This is a genomic window from Pseudomonas sp. GD04015, assembly GCF_029837675.1.
GTDB classification, from domain to species: domain Bacteria; phylum Pseudomonadota; class Gammaproteobacteria; order Pseudomonadales; family Pseudomonadaceae; genus Aquipseudomonas; species Aquipseudomonas paralcaligenes.
This window is the reverse complement of sequence record NZ_JAOEEE010000002.1, coordinates 221,830-236,849: the sequence shown is the minus strand read 5'-3', so window position 1 is coordinate 236,849 and position 15,020 is coordinate 221,830. Positions and strand designations below refer to the sequence as shown.

Below are 15,020 nucleotides of genomic sequence, written 5' to 3'. Positions count from 1 at the left end.
GCCATGCGCCCGAGCGCCCTGTTCTGTCTCGTCCTGCTGGTCGCCGCCTGTACGCCCACCGTGCAGCTGGCGGTGCCCAACGAACCGATCAACATCAACCTTAACGTGAAGATCGAGCACGAAATCTACATCAAGGTCGACAAGGCCCTGGACTCGATCATCAACGAATCCAGCGGCCTGTTCTGAGTCGCTGCAAGGAGCCAAGAGCATGAAACTGCGTAGCAAACTGGGATACGGCGTGCTGGTGCTCTGCCTGAGCCTGCCGGCCTGGGCCATGAGCCTGAGCGAAGCGATGTCGGCGCTGGGCCCGGCCAAGGCCAGCGGCCAGCTCGGCGAGCAGCCGGACGGCTATCTGGGCGTGGTGAGCAGCGGGGGCCAGGCGACGGAGATCGCCGAGCAGATCAACCAGGCGCGGCGTGCCGAGTACCAGCGCTTGGCCAAGGAGAACGGCCTGCAGCTGGGCGACGTCGAGGCCATGGCCGGGCAGAAGGCGCTGGATAAGACGCCGTCCGGGCAGTACATCCAGGTCAACAACAAGTGGGTGCGCAAGTAGCGCACCGCCTCGCCGCGCCAGGCGCGCGGCGAGACATTCTCCTGCTGTTCCGCCGTTTTTTCCTTTGCTGGCGCCTTTCCTGCTCGCGTGAAACGCCTTATGGCCGAGCTTTCCCCTCGAATATTGCCTTTTAAACAGTGAAAAGACCTATCTGAGTCTTTCTATACTGCGCGCATTGCGGGTCCATATTTTCACGAGGCGGAGCAGTCCGCGGCGAGGAGGCGACAATGCGTGTTCTGGTTCTCGGCAGCGGGGTGATCGGCACCGCCAGCGCCTACTATCTGGCCCGTGCCGGGTTCGAGGTAGTGGTGGTCGACCGCCAGGACGGCCCGGCCCTGGAAACCAGCTTCGCCAACGCCGGCCAGGTCTCCCCCGGCTACGCCTCGCCCTGGGCCGCCCCGGGCGTGCCGCTGAAGGCCATCAAGTGGCTGCTGCAGAAGCACGCGCCGCTGGCGATCCGCGCCACCGGCGACATCGACCAGTACCTGTGGATGGCGCAGATGCTGCGCAACTGCACCGCCGCCCGCTACGCGGTGAACAAGGAGCGCATGGTGCGCCTGTCCGAGTACAGTCGCGACTGCCTCGACGAACTGCGCGCCGAGACCGGCATCGCCTACGAAGGCCGCCAGCTCGGCACTACCCAGCTGTTCCGCACCCAGGCCCAGCTCGACAACGCCGCCAAGGACATCGCCGTGCTGGAAGCCTCCGGCGTGCCCTACGAGGTCCTCGACCGCGCCGGCATCGCTCGCGTCGAACCGGCCCTGGCCGGCGTCACCGACAAGCTGGCCGGCGCCCTGCGCCTGCCCAACGACCAGACCGGCGACTGCCAGATGTTCACCACCCAACTGGCGGACATGGCCAAGGCCCTGGGCGTGGAATTCCGCTTCGGCCAGAACATCCAGCGCCTGGACCACGCCGGCGACCGCATCAACGGCGTGTGGATCGACGGCAAGCTGGAGACCGCCGACCGCTACGTGCTCGCCCTCGGCAGCTACAGCCCGCAGCTGCTCAAGCCGCTGGGCGTCCGCGCGCCGGTCTACCCGCTCAAGGGCTACTCGCTGACCGTGCCGATCACCAACCCCGACATGGCGCCGGCCTCGACCATCCTCGACGAGACCTACAAGGTCGCCATCACCCGCTTCGACAACCGCATCCGCGTGGGCGGCATGGCGGAGATCGCCGGCTTCGACCTGAGCCTCAACCCGCGTCGTCGCGAGACGCTGGAAATGATCACTGCCGACCTCTACCCCCAGGGCGGCGACCTGGCCCAGGCGAGCTTCTGGACCGGCCTGCGCCCGGCCACCCCGGACGGCACGCCCATCGTCGGCGCCACGCCGTACCGCAACCTGTTCCTCAACACCGGACACGGTACCCTTGGCTGGACCATGGCCTGCGGCTCCGGCCGTTTCCTCGCCGACCTGATGGCGAAGAAGCGCCCGCAGATCAGCGCCGAAGGCCTGGACATTTCCCGTTACGGCAAGACCAAGGAGACCCACAAGCATGTCCATCCAGCGCCGGCACATTGAGAAACGCTACAGCGAGATCGTCCTCCACAACGGCACCGTCTACCTGGCGGGCCAGCTGGCCGACGACTACAGCGGCGACATCGCCGAGCAGACCCGCCAGACCCTGGCCAACGTCGACCGCGCGCTGGCCGAGGCCGGCAGCGACAAGACCCGGATTCTCTCGGTGACCATCTACCTCAAGGATATCGCCGCCGACTACGCCGGCCTCAACCAGGTGTGGGACGCCTGGGTCGCCGAGGGCGCCGCGCCGGCCCGTGCCTGCGTCGAAGGCAAGCTGTACGACCCGCGCGCCCTGGTGGAAATGACGGTCATCGCCGCCCAGAACTGATTCCCTGACTCGCCCGGCACCCCCACCGGGCTTTTTTTTAGCCATATCCCAATCGAGTGTTGCAGTGACCCCGTGGGAGCGGACTTGTCCGCGAAGCTTTGCTTGTCAGCCCTGTTCGCGGACAAGTCCGCTCCCACAAGGTTCGAGCCCACCAACAACAATTAACCCAGACACCGACTGAAGTAGCCGAAATGCGCCCTGCCCGTGCCCTGATCGACCTCGAAGCCCTGCGTCACAACTACCGCCTCGCCCGCGAGATCGGCGGCGCCAAGGCCCTCGCGGTGGTCAAGGCCGACGCCTACGGCCACGGCGCCACGCGCTGCGCCCAGGCGCTGGAGGCGGAGGCTGACGGTTTTGCCGTGGCCTGCATCGAAGAGGCGCTGGAGCTGCGCTACGCTGGCATCCGCAACCCGATCCTGCTGCTCGAGGGCTTCTTCGAGGCGAGCGAGCTGAGCCTGATCGACCAGCACCAGCTGTGGTGCGTGGTGCACGCCACCTGGCAGATCGAGGCCATCGAGCGGGCGCGCCTCGGTCGGCCGCTGCGAGTGTGGCTGAAGGTGGACTCGGGCATGCACCGGGTCGGCCTGCACCCGGCCGAATACCGCGACGCCCACGCGCGCCTGCTGGCCAGCGGCAAGGTCGACAGGATCGTGCTGATGAGTCACTTCTCCCGCGCCGACGAGCTGGACTGTCCGCGCAGCGCCGAGCAGGTGGCGCTGTTCCGCGAGGCCCGTGGCGACCTGCGGGCCGAGGTCAGCCTGCGCAACTCGCCGGCGATACTCGGCTGGCCCGGGCTGGTCGGCGACCAGCAGGCCAACGACTGGGTGCGCCCCGGCATCATGCTGTACGGCGCCACCCCCTTCGAGCAGGACCAGGAGCAGGCCGCGCGCCTGCGCCCGGTGATGACCCTGGAATCGAAGATCATCAGCGTGCGCGAGCTGCCGGCCGGCGAGCCGGTGGGCTACGGCGAGCGCTTCTTCGCGGAGCGGCCGACCCGCGTCGGCGTGGTCGCCATGGGTTACGCCGACGGCTATCCGCGCCACGCGGCCACCGGTTCGCCGGTGATGGTCGACGGCCAGGCGAGCCGGCTGATCGGCCGGGTGTCCATGGACATGCTCACGGTCGACCTCACCGACCTGCCCGGCGCCGGCCTCGGCAGCCGCGTCGAACTGTGGGGGCGCAACGTCTCCGCCAGCGCCTTGGCCTATGGCTGCGGCAGCATCCCGTACCAGCTGTTCTGTAACCTTAAGCGAGTGCCGAGGCTCTATTCCGGGGGTTAGCCGTCGGGCCGCCGAGCAGTTGCGTTTGCAGTGTTGTAAATACTGAACACTGCCCGCATGATACCGCCACCCAAATGCCTCGTTCCCAAGGAGGACCCCCGCATTGGACGTCGGTGTTCGACTGCAATCTATCCGCAAACTCAAAGGCCTTTCCCAGCGTGAACTCGCCAAGCGTGCGGGCGTCACCAACAGCACCATCTCGATGATCGAGAAGAACAGCGTGAGCCCCTCGATCAGCTCCCTGAAGAAGGTGCTCGGCGGGATTCCCATGTCGCTGGTGGAGTTCTTCTCCATCGACCTGGAGCAGGACAACCAGACCCAGGTGGTCTACCGGGCCGACGAACTGACCGACCTTTCCAGTGGCGCCGTGACCATGAAGCTGATCGGCAAGGCGCATCCCAACCGGACCATCACCTTCCTCGACGAGACCTACCCGCCGGGCACCGACACCGGCGAGGAAATGCTCAACCATGACGGCGAAGAGGCCGGCATGCTGATGGATGGTCGCCTGGAGCTGACCGTGGGCAGCGAGGTATTCGTGCTCGAACCGGGCGACAGCTACTACTTCGACAGCACCAAGCCGCACCGCTTCCGCAACCCGTTCGACAAGCCCGCCCGGCTGATCAGCGCAACCACGCCGGCGAACTTCTGATCGCGGGCAATGCCCCTGCGACAAGTTGGGTTGTTCCGGCCGGCCGGTCTAACCGTTATACTGCGCGCGCTCGCGAAACCGTGGCCGCGAGCGTGACTAGCCACAATGAGGGTGTACCGTGAACCTGATCAAGAAGATGCTGGCGGCTCAAGCTGCCGTGTTGGCCCTGTGGGCTGTGAGCGCTCAGGCTGCGACCAACGACGAGATCGCCGAGCGCATCAAGCCGGTCGGCGAGGTCTGCATCCAGGGTGAAGAATGCAAGGGCGTCGGCACCGTGGCCGTAGCCGCCGGCGGTGGCGCCAAGTCGCCGGACGACGTGATTGCCGCCCACTGTGGCGCGTGCCACAACACCGGCGTGCTGGATGCGCCGAAAGTCGGCGATGCCGCCGCCTGGAAGACCCGCGCCGACAAGGAAGGCGGTCTCGACGGCCTGCTGGCCAAGGCCATCTCCGGCATCAACGCCATGCCGCCGAAAGGCACCTGCGCCACCTGCTCGGACGACGAGCTGATGGGCGCCATCAAGAAGATGTCCGGCCTCTGATCGCCGCCATCTCGCGATGACCGCAAAGCCGCCTCCGGGCGGCTTTGTCGTTTTCACCTGATCGAAATCCCCCGAGGGGCGGTCCAACCTCCTACGCCAATCGAGGAGGAAGACGCGTGCCGACCTGCACACTGGAAAGCGCCGTGGACGAAGTGCTGGCGCGGATCGACGGGCCGATCCGCCTGGGCCTGCCGCTCGGCCTGGGCAAGCCCAACCGCTTCGTCAACGCCCTGTACCGCCGCGTCCGCGACCTGCCACAGCGCCAGTTGACCATCTACACCGCGCTGTCCCTGGCCCGCCCGCAGCCGCGCAGCGACCTGGAGCAGCGCCTGAGCGGCCCCTTCCTGGAGCGCATCTACGCCGATCACGTCGAGCTGGACTACCTTGCCGACCTGCGCCGCGACGCGCTGCCGGCCAACATCAGGCTGGAGGAGTTCTACCTGCAGCCGGCCAGCCAGCTGCACAATCCCTCGGCCCAGCAGAGCTACATCAGCCTCAACTACAGCCACGTCGCGCGGGACCTGCAGCGCAAGGGCATCAACGTGATCGCCCAGTTGGTCGCCCGGGACGAGCGCCGGCCCGGCCACGTCAGCCTGAGCTGCAACCCCGACGTCACCCTCGACCTGCTGCCCGGCCTGCGCGAGCGGCGGCGGGCCGGCGAGACCATCCTGTGCATCGCCCAGCCGCATGCCGACCTGCCCTACATGGGCGGCGACGCGGAGCTGAAGGTCGACGAGTTCGACCTGCTGCTGGAGCCGGTCGAGCGCTGCCGCCTGTTCTCCACGCCGAACCTGCCGGTGACGCCGCAGGACCACGCCATCGGCCTGCACGTCAGCGCCCTGGTGCGCGACGGCGGCACCCTGCAGCTCGGCATCGGCGCGATGGCCGACGCGGTGGCCGCGGCGCTGCTCGCGCGGCAGGCGGACAACGCCTCCTACCGCGCGTTGCTGCGGGCCATGCAGGTGCCCCGGCGCTGGGCCGGACTGGTCGAGGAGGAGGGCGGCATGGAGCCCTTCGCCCGCGGCCTGTACGGTTGCAGCGAGATGTTCATGCACGGCCTGCTGGTGCTGCTGGAGGCCGGCGTGATCCGGCGCATGGTCTACCCGGACGAGCACCTGCAGCGCCTGGCCGACCAGGGCGGGCTGGATGCCGACGGCCGCCTGGCCGATGTCGGCGCGCTGCGCCACGCCGGCATTCCCCAGGTGCTTGACGACCTCACCCTGGGCTGGCTGCAGCGCCACGGGCTGGTCGACGCCGGGGTGAAGGTGGATGACGGCCAGCTGCTGCTGCCAGACGGCCGCCGACTGCCCCGCGACCTCGGCGATGCGGACACCCTCGCCGCCCTGGCACCGCATTTCGGCGCGGCGAAGAACGGCGTGCTGGTGCACGGCGGTTTCTTCCTCGGCCCGCAGGCCTTCTATGACCGGTTGAGCGAACTCGAAGACGGCCAGCGGCGGCGCATCGGCATGACCGCCATCAGCCGCATCAACCGGCTGTACGGCGACGAATCGCTGAAGCGGGCGCAGCGCCGCGACGCGCGTTTCATCAACAGCTGCCTGGTGGTGACCCTGCTCGGCGCCAGCGCCGCCGACCAGCTGGAGGACGGCCGGGTAGTCAGCGGCGTGGGCGGCCAGTATGACTTCGTCGCCCAGGCCCACGAGCTGGAGGGTGCCCGCTCGATCCTGATGCTGCGCAGCTGGCGCGAGGCCGACGGCGAGGTGAGTTCCAACATCCGCTGGGACTACCGCCACGCCACCATTTCCCGCCACCTGCGCGACATCGTGGTGACCGAGTACGGCATCGCCGACCTGCGCGGCAAGAACGACGCCCAGGTGATCGAGGCGCTGGTGCGGATCGCCGATTCGCGCTTCCAGGACGAATTGATCGTCGCCGCGCAGAAGGCCGGCAAGCTGCCCGGGGACTTCGAACTGGAGGCCGAGTACCGCCAGAACACGCCGTGGCGGCTGCTGACCCTGCAGACCGAATTCCCCCAGCTGTTCCTCGAATACCCGCTGGGCTGCGACTTCACGGACGAGGAACAGGACCTGCTGCGGGCACTGCGCTGGCTGCAGAGCAAGCTCAAACTCAGTGAGATACTGGAACTGGGCGCGGCGACCCTGTTCGACCTGCCGGATGCCACGGAGTACGCGCCGCACCTGCGGCGCATGGACTTGGAACGGCCCGAGGGGCTGCGCGAGCAGCTCTACCAGAAGCTGCTGCTGGCCGGCCTCAAGGCCACCGCCCAAGGGTAGGGTGTGCCCGTCGTTCAGCCGGGGGACATGGGTAACAGGTGTCGAGAGACATGGGGATCGTCATTGCCGCGCAGGCGGCAATCCAGAGGCTCGCCGCACCTGGGCTCCCGCCTGCGGGGAGTGGCGGGGAGTGGCGGGGAGTGGCGGCTGTAGGGGGCATGGGGCCACCCAGGCCGCACGCATCGGGAAACGTCCTACGTCCGCTTCAACATCGCCCGCATATTGGCCAGCGCGTCGTTGCCGCGCGCGCTCTTGACCTCAGCCGGCGCATCTTCCTGGCCTTCCCAGACCAGGTCCTCCTGGGGCAGTTCGTCCAGGAAGCGGCTTGGCGAACAGTCGATGATCTCGCCGTACTGCTTGCGCTTGGCGGCGTAGGTCAGCGCCAGGTTGCGCTTGGCGCGGGTGATGCCGACGTAGGCCAGGCGGCGTTCTTCCTCGATGGTGTCGGCCTCGATGCTGGAGCGGTGCGGGAGGATTTCCTCCTCGAAGCCGATGATGTACACCGAGGGGAATTCCAGGCCCTTGGAGGCGTGCATGGTCATCATCTGCACGCCCTCGGCGCCTTCCTCTTCTTCCTGCTGGCGCTCCAGCATGTCGCGCAGCACCAGCTTGCCGATGGCGTCCTCGATGGTCATGTCGCCGTCCTCGTCCTTGTCGAGGGTGTTCTTCAGCGCCTCCACCAGGAACCAGACGTTGCCCATGCGCGCCTCGGCGACCTTGTCGCTGGAGGCGTTGGTGCGCAGCCAGGTCTCGTAGTCGATATCCATGATCATGCTGCGAATGGCGCCGATCGGGTCGCTTCCGGCGCAGAGTTCGCGGACCTTGTCCATGTAGCGCTTGAACCGGGTCAGGCGCTCGGTGTAGCGGGCGTCGAGGTGCTCGGCCAGGCCCAGCTCCTCGCTGGCGGCGTACATCGAGATGCCGCGCTGGCTGGCGTAGTTGCCGAGCTTCTCCAGGGTGGTGGAGCCGATCTCCCGGCGTGGCACGTTGATCACCCGCAGGTAGGCGTTGTCGTCGTCCGGGTTGACCAGCAGGCGGAAGTAGCTCATCAGGTCCTTCACCTCCTGGCGGGCGAAGAAGCTGGTGCCGCCGGACAGGCGATAGGGAATCTGGTGGTGCTGCAGCTTCAGCTCCATCAGCTTGGCCTGGTAGTTGCCCCGGTAGAGGATGGCGAAGTCGCTGTACGGGCGCTCGGTGCGCAGGTGTTCGGTGAGGATTTCCAGCGCCACCCGCTCGCACTCGGCGTCCTCGTTGCGCGTGCGGATCACGCGGATCTCGTCGCCGTGGCCCATCTCCGACCACAGCTGCTTCTCGAACACGTGCGGGTTGTTGGCGATCAGCACGTTGGCGCACTTGAGGATGCGGCTGGTGGAGCGGTAGTTCTGCTCCAGCATCACCACCTTCAGGGAGGGGTAGTCCTCCTTGAGCTGGTTGAGGTTCTCCGGCCGCGCGCCACGCCAGGCGTAGATTGACTGGTCGTCGTCGCCGACCACGGTGAACTGGTGGCGCATGCCCACCAGCAGCTTCACCAGCAGGTACTGGCTGGCGTTGGTGTCCTGGTACTCGTCCACCAGCAGGTAGCGGATGCGGTTCTGCCACTTCTCGAGCACGTCGGGGTGCTCCTGGAACAGCTTCACCGGCAGCAGGATCAGGTCGTTGAAGTCCACCGCGTTGTACGCCTTGAGCGTGCGCTGGTAGTGCAGGTAGACCACCGCAGCGGTCTGCTCCTTCGGCCCGCGGGCGCCCGCCAGGGCCTCGTCGGGCAGGATCAGGTCGTTCTTCCAGCCGTCGATGTAGTTGCGGATCTCGTCCACGCCGTCGTCGCCGGCGTACTCCTTCTGCATGATGTCGGTCAGCAGGGCCTTGATGTCGCCGTCGTCGAAGATCGAGAAGCCGGGCTTGTAGCCGAGGCGGGCGTATTCCTTGCGGATGATGTTCATGCCCAGGTTGTGGAAGGTGGACACGGTCAGGCCGCGCGCCTCGCCGCCCTTGAGCAGGGTGCCGACGCGCTCGCGCATTTCCCGCGCGGCCTTGTTGGTGAAGGTCATGGCGACGATGTGCTGGGCGCGGATGCCGCACTGCTGGACCAGGTAGGCGATCTTGCGGGTGATCACGCTGGTCTTGCCGGAGCCGGCGCCGGCGAGCACCAGGAGCGGCCCGCCGATGTAGTTCACGGCTTCCTGCTGGCGGGGGTTGAGTCGGGACATGGAGGAGAGTCGGTCGGGAAAAACGAGGCGGCATTCTAGCAGCCGCCCCTCGGCGGGTGGGGTATGGACCGACAACCGCCCGGCGGAGCGAGTTCCCTACAAAAAGCCTCAGGATTGAGCGATAAGTCACTCTTTTCAAAGATCATGTAAGATTGCGCCGCCTTCCTCCCGTTGCCGCTGCCAGGTGTTTCCGGGAGGATGCGCGAAGGTCTGCACAGGGACGGGCAGAAAAAGCGCGCCGGAGCATGGCGCACACAGACCGGACGGTCTGTTTTCCTGACCTTGGGGAGGTCGTTTGTCCGCGCACGTCGAACCCATGCGCCTGGTCCTGCTGGCCGAAACGCCGGAGTGGGCGGCCCTGCTGCGCGCGCGGCTTGACGCTCTGGGCGGTGCCTTCCCGCTGATCACCGCGCCCTCCTGGGAGGCCGCCAGCAGCCTGTTCGACGACGGCGGCCGCGGCCTGCTGCTGACCACGCCTGCCTGCCAGCCGGCGCCCGGCAGCTGTTCGCTGCCTACCGTGCTGCTGCTCGAGGAAGAACCCGCCGAGGCGCCGGCGGACGTCTACGACTGGCTGGTGCGCGACAGCCTCAGCACCGACCTGCTGCGCCGCTGCCTGCGCTACGCCCGCGAGCGCGACCGCCTGCAGACCACCCTGCAGCACCTGGCCGAGCAGGACCCGCTGACCGGCATCGCCAACCGCCCGGGCTTCCACACCCTGCTGGCCGCGCGCCTGGCGGAATACCAGGGCCGCGGTCTGACCCTCGGCCACCTCGACCTGGACAACTTCAAGCACGTCAACGATGCCCTCGGCTACCAGGCCGGCGACCGTTTGATCCTGCAGGTGGTGGCGCGGCTCAAGGCCCAGCTGGAGGCCGGCGACGACCTGGCGCGCCTGGGTAGCGACGAGTTCGCCCTGCTGATCGACACCCGCCGCGACCCGCGCCGTGCTGAGCGCCTCGCCGAACGCATTACCGAGGCGCTCTCCGAGCCCTACTGGCTGGACGGCGAGAGCCTGCTGCTCGGCTGCAGCCTGGGCCTGGCCCATGCCCGCGCCGGTGAGCAGGCCGACCCGCTGCTGTGGCACGCGCACATCGCGATGCAGCAGGCCAAGGCCGCCCAGGGCTGCACCTTCCACCTCTACGACGAGCGCGTCCACCGTGGCGCGCGCAGCATGGCCGACCTGGAGGCCGAGCTGCGCCGGGCCTTGCGCCGCGACGAGCTGGAGCTGCACTACCAGCCGCGCCTGTGCCTCACCAGCGGGCGCATCGTCGGCCTGGAGGCGCTGGTGCGCTGGCGCCACGCCGAGCGCGGTCTGCTCGGCCCCGACGAATTCATCCCGCTGGCCGAGGAAAGCGGGCTGATCGTGCCGCTCGGCTACTGGGTCATCGCCCGCGCCCTGCGCGACATGCAGTGGATGCGCGGGCGCGGCCTGCCGGCGCTGCACATGGCGGTCAACCTGTCGTTCCGCCAGTTCCAGGACAGCCAGCTGCTGGCCACCCTCGGCCGGCTGATCGAGGAACGCGGTGTGGACGCCCAGATGCTCGAGTTCGAGCTGACCGAGACGGCGGTGATGCGCCGCAGCGAGCAGGTGCGCCAGACCATGCAGGCCCTCGGCCGGCTCGGCGTGCGCTTCTCGCTGGACGACTTCGGCACCGGCTTCTCTTCCTTCGTCCACCTGAACAACCTGCCGATCACCCTGCTCAAGCTCGACAAGAGCTTCGTCGGCGAGATGGGCGAGCGTGCGGAGAACCGCCAGCTGGTGCGGGCCATGATCAACCTGGCGCACAACCTCAATCTGGAGGTGGTGGGCGAAGGCGTGGAGAACGCCGAGCAGCTGGCGCTGCTGCGCCAGTTCGGCTGCGACCAGGTGCAGGGCTACCTGATCAGCAAGCCGCTGCCGCTGGCCGACCTCGCCCGCTTCCTGGTGTTCGGCCTGCGCCAGCCGCTGCTCTCCGGACAGCCGCCGTCCCTCTAGCCTTCACGTCCTGTGGGAGCGGCCTTGGCCGCGAAGCTCTATTGGCCCTTTCGCGGCCAAGGCCGCTCCCACATGAGGGGGATGTGCAGGCAGTCTCCCGCTCCTACGGCAGGCAGGGCTGTGCCGAGCTGTCTTGCGGGGCCGGGCGAGGCCGCAGCAGGCGGTCGGTCTTCCACTCGAAGCCCAGGGTCAGGCCGATGGCCGCGCAGGCCAGCCCGCAGGCCAGGCCCCACCATACGCCATGGGCGCCCCAGCCGAGCGGGAAGGCCAGGGTCCAGGCCAGCGGGATGCCGATCAGCCAGTAACAGCCGAGGCCGACCAGCAGGGTGGTCTTGCCGTCGCCCAGGCCGCGGATCGTGCCCATGGCGATGCTCTGGGCGCCGTCGAACAGCTCGAACACGGCCGCCACCGCCAGCAGGCTCACGGCCAGCGCGACCACCTCGGCGAACGCCGGGTCGGCGCGGTCGACGAACAGCCCCACCACCGGCTCCGGCATCAGCCAGAACAGCAGCGCGAACACCAGCATGCAGCAGGCGCCGCCGGCGATGCCCAGGCGTCCGGCGCGGCGCACGTCGGCCGGGCGGCCGGCGCCATAGTGCTGGCCGACACGGAAGGTCACCGCGTAGGACAGCCCCTGGGGCAGGATGAACGCCAGCGTCACCGCCTGGATGGCGATCTGGTGGGCGGCCAGTTGCACGCTGCCGAGGGCGCCCATGCACAGCGCGGCGAAGGTGAACATGCCCTGCTCGGCGGCATAGGTGCCGCCGATCGGCAGGCCCAGGCGCAGCAGCTTGCCCATCTCGGCCCGGCGCGGGCGCAGCAGGCCGCGCAGCAGCGCGTAGTCGCGGTAGGCCGGCGCGCGCAGGATATGTAGCGCGAGGGCCAGGGCCATGCCGCTGCTGACCAGGGCGGTGGTCATGCCGATGCCGCCCAGGCCCAGGCTGGGCAGGCCGAACCAGCCTTTGATCAGGGCGTAGTTGATGACCAGGTTGGCGATGGCGCCGACGATGCCGATGGTCATCACCGGGCCGGGGTGGCCGATGGCGCTGGTGAAGCCGCGCAGGGCCATGAAGGCCAGGTAGCCGGGCAGAGCCAGGGCCAGCGGGCCGAGGAATTCCATGGCGCGTGCCGCGGCGTCCGGTTGCTGGCCCAGGTGCGGCAGCAGCGGGCCGAGGGATCGCAGGCAGAGGGCGCCGCCGATACCCAGCAGCAGGGCCAGCCATAGACCGTTCTGCAGCAGGCGGGTGGCGCCCGGCGCGTCGCCGGCGCCGTGGCGGATGGCGACCAGGCTGCCCACCGCCGCCACCATGCCGACGCAGAACAGGGACAGCATGTAGTAGCAGGTGGCGCCGAGGGCGCCGCCGGCCAGCTGCTCGGGGCCGAGCATGCCCATCATGATGGTGTCGGTGAACACCATCAGCACATGGGCGAGCTGCGCGGCGATCAGCGGACCGGCGAGGCGGAAGAGGGCGACCAGTTCGTCGCGGGTGGACTGCGGCATGATGAGTGAGGCTCAGACAAGAGGCGCCGCCGGAAATCCCGGCCAGGCGAAAGGATTGCGCGCATTCTCGGAATCCGCACGGTCACGCACAAAGGGAAAAATGCGATGCTTGGCATGACTATTACTCATGGATCGCCGTCATGGCCCGTCGCCTGCCCCCGCTCTATGCCCTGCGCGCCTTCGAGGCGGCCGCCCGGCATGCCTCCTTCACCCGTGCCGCCGAGGAGCTGGCCATCACCCAGAGCGCGGTGAGCCGGCACATCCGCACCCTGGAGGATCACTTCGGCTGCAGCCTGTTCGAGCGCGCCGGCCGCCACCTGCGCCTGAGCGAGAGTGCGCGCCTGCTGCTGCCCGGCGTGCGCGACGGCTTCGACGCCCTGGAGCGGGCCTGCACCGCGCTCAGCGCCGACGACGCCACCCTGCGCCTGAAGGCGCCCTCGACCCTGACCATGCGCTGGCTGCTGGCGCGGCTGTCGCGCTTCCGCCAGCGCAACCCGGACATCGAGGTGCAACTGACCAGCGCCTGGATGGACGTGGACAAGGTCGACTTCCACCAGGAGCCGTTCGACTGCGCCGTGCTGCTCAGCAGCGGTGGCGCCTTCCCCGCCGAGTGGGAGAGCGTCGAGCTGTTCGCCGAATGGCTGATCCCGGTGTGCGCGCCCGAGGCGGCGGTCGACGCCCCGTGGGACCTGGCGCGGCTGCAGGCCGCCGAGCTGCTCCACCCGACGCCGGACCGCCGCGACTGGCGGCGCTGGCTGCAGGCCATGGGGCTGGAGGAGCGGGTGCCGCTGCGCGGCGGCCAGGTGTTCGACACCCTGGAACTGGGCATCGTCGCGGCGGCGCGGGGCTACGGCGTGTCGATCGGCGACCTGGTGATGATCGCCGAGGACGTGGAGCAGGGGCGCCTGGGGCTGCCCTGGCCCAGCGCGGTGGCCAGCGGGGACAGCTATTACCTGGTCTGGCCCAAGGGGCGGCGCGGCGAGGAGCGCCTGCGCCGGCTGCGCGACTTCCTGCTCGCGGAAGTCGGGCAGATGCGCCTGCCGGCGGTGGAACGGGTCGCTGGCTGAGCGTTATTCGTAAAAAATATTGGACTTCTGCGAGGGAGGAGGCCAGGCGGAATCAGGCTTGTATGCCATGGAATGGCGCCTGTAGGCCAATGTTCGCCAGACGCCATTCTTGAAATGTTTGACATATTTTACGCGGATAAGGAGACTGTGCCGGCGGTTCGACTGTTATGCGGCCGTCGCGGGAGGTCCGTTACCTTCCACTCCCATGCCTCCAGGTGAGGCCCGCTACGCCGCCGACAGACGGAACCGTGCCAAACAGGTAGTGCGTCGATCTCCCGACCCACCTGCACAGCAACGGCAGAACCGATCTGCCCCAAGGTGACGTATGTCCAACAAGAACAGTGCAAAGACCCCCTCTGCCAAGCGCAAACCCGTCGTGTTGATGTCCATGGGCGCCCAGGAGCGCAAGGGCCACGACTATCAGGTGATGACCCACAAATACATCGTGCCGCTGGTGGAGATCGCCGGCTGCGTGCCGGTGCTGGTGCCCACCTGCTGCGGGACCGACGATCTCGAGCAGTACCTCGACATGGCCGACGGCGTGTACCTGACCGGCGCCGGCTCGAACATCGACCCCGCCCTCTACGGACAGGAAAACCTCACCCCCGAGAAGGGCCAGGACCGCGACCGCGACCAGTTCGACCTGCCGCTGATCAAGGCGGCCATCGCCCGCGGCCTGCCGATCTTCGCCATCTGCCGCGGCATGCAGGAAATCAACGTCGCCCTGGGCGGCGACCTGTACCAGAAGCTCTACGCCGAGCCCGGCTTCAACGACCACCGCGAGAATTCCGAGGACCCGGTGGACGTGCAGTACGCCGAGGCGCACAAGGTGCGTATCCAGTCGGGTAGCTGGCTGGCCAGGGTGCTGGGCGGCGAGGAAGTGGGCGTCAATTCCCTGCACGGCCAGGGCGTGAAGACCCTGGCCAAGGGCCTGGAACCCCTGGCCCTCGCCGAGGATGGCCTGGTCGAGGCCTTCCACGCGCCGAGCCTGTCGCCCTTCCTGTTCGCGGTGCAGTGGCACCCGGAATGGCAGGCGGCGCAGAATCCGGTCTCGGTGAAGATCTTCGAGGCCTTCGGCGAAGCCTGCCGCCAGCGCCAGACCGGCGTCCGCCTGGCCGGCTGAGCGTCTGGGCCGGGG

Annotated in this window: 13 protein-coding genes; 11 read left to right on the top strand and 2 right to left on the bottom strand. The window is 68.2% G+C overall.

The window, feature by feature from the left end; all coding sequences use genetic code 11:
• Window positions 1-3 precede the first annotated feature (3 nt).
• The 8 genes from N7640_RS02660 (at window position 4) to N7640_RS02625 (ending at window position 7,132) form a co-directional block, all read left to right on the top strand.
• The gene (locus N7640_RS02660; protein ID WP_220811287.1) at window positions 4-186 is read left to right on the top strand and encodes a YnbE family lipoprotein; all 183 of its coding nucleotides are present in this window, start codon (window positions 4-6) and stop codon (window positions 184-186) included.
• A 22-nt stretch (window positions 187-208) separates the two neighbouring features.
• On the top strand, window positions 209-553 hold the full coding sequence (locus N7640_RS02655; protein ID WP_279905494.1) for a YdbL family protein: 345 nt from the start codon (window positions 209-211) through the stop codon (window positions 551-553).
• A gap of 227 nt (window positions 554-780) precedes the next feature.
• Window positions 781-2,079: a D-amino acid dehydrogenase gene (dadA, locus tag N7640_RS02650; RefSeq protein ID WP_279905493.1), complete on the top strand. Its 1,299-nt coding sequence runs from the start codon at window positions 781-783 to the stop codon at window positions 2,077-2,079.
• Window positions 2,054-2,407: a RidA family protein gene (locus tag N7640_RS02645; RefSeq protein WP_220811290.1), complete on the top strand. Its 354-nt coding sequence runs from the start codon at window positions 2,054-2,056 to the stop codon at window positions 2,405-2,407. The genes dadA and N7640_RS02645 overlap by 26 nt, the downstream gene beginning before the upstream one ends.
• Window positions 2,408-2,598: 191 nt before the next feature.
• Window positions 2,599-3,687, top strand: a complete 1,089-nt coding sequence (gene alr, locus N7640_RS02640) for an alanine racemase (protein WP_279905492.1) — start codon at window positions 2,599-2,601, stop codon at window positions 3,685-3,687.
• A gap of 103 nt (window positions 3,688-3,790) precedes the next feature.
• Window positions 3,791-4,339: a cupin domain-containing protein gene (locus N7640_RS02635; protein ID WP_220811292.1), complete on the top strand. Its 549-nt coding sequence runs from the start codon at window positions 3,791-3,793 to the stop codon at window positions 4,337-4,339.
• 118 nt (window positions 4,340-4,457) lie between these two features.
• Window positions 4,458-4,880 (top strand): c-type cytochrome, encoded by a 423-nt coding sequence (locus N7640_RS02630; protein ID WP_220811293.1) that lies wholly within the window; start codon window positions 4,458-4,460, stop codon window positions 4,878-4,880.
• 116 nt (window positions 4,881-4,996) lie between these two features.
• Window positions 4,997-7,132, top strand: coding sequence for an acetyl-CoA hydrolase/transferase C-terminal domain-containing protein (locus N7640_RS02625; RefSeq protein WP_279905491.1), 2,136 nt, complete (start codon window positions 4,997-4,999; stop codon window positions 7,130-7,132).
• A gap of 194 nt (window positions 7,133-7,326) precedes the next feature.
• On the opposite strand, the gene rep is transcribed toward N7640_RS02625, so the two are convergent.
• Window positions 7,327-9,339, bottom strand: coding sequence for a DNA helicase Rep (gene rep, locus N7640_RS02620; RefSeq protein WP_279905490.1), 2,013 nt, complete (start codon window positions 9,337-9,339; stop codon window positions 7,327-7,329).
• 295 nt (window positions 9,340-9,634) lie between these two features.
• Here rep and N7640_RS02615 point away from each other — a divergent pair, with 295 nt between their 5' ends.
• Window positions 9,635-11,314 carry a bifunctional diguanylate cyclase/phosphodiesterase gene (locus tag N7640_RS02615; protein WP_279905489.1) on the top strand — a complete coding sequence of 560 codons (1,680 nt, stop codon included), beginning with the start codon at window positions 9,635-9,637 and terminating at the stop codon, window positions 11,312-11,314.
• Between the two features lie 103 nt (window positions 11,315-11,417).
• Here the strand turns inward: N7640_RS02615 and N7640_RS02610 are convergent, their stop codons facing one another.
• Entirely contained in the window at window positions 11,418-12,815 is a 1,398-nt protein-coding gene (locus N7640_RS02610) for a NorM family multidrug efflux MATE transporter (RefSeq protein WP_279901538.1), read from the bottom strand.
• Window positions 12,816-12,955: 140 nt separating this feature from the next.
• On the opposite strand from N7640_RS02610, the gene N7640_RS02605 reads away from it, so the two are divergent.
• Complete coding sequence (locus tag N7640_RS02605; RefSeq protein WP_279901541.1) at window positions 12,956-13,882, top strand: LysR substrate-binding domain-containing protein; 927 nt, start codon at window positions 12,956-12,958, stop codon at window positions 13,880-13,882.
• Between the two features lie 325 nt (window positions 13,883-14,207).
• The gene (locus tag N7640_RS02600; RefSeq protein ID WP_279901543.1) at window positions 14,208-15,005 is read left to right on the top strand and encodes a type 1 glutamine amidotransferase; all 798 of its coding nucleotides are present in this window, start codon (window positions 14,208-14,210) and stop codon (window positions 15,003-15,005) included.
• Window positions 15,006-15,020 lie beyond the last annotated feature (15 nt).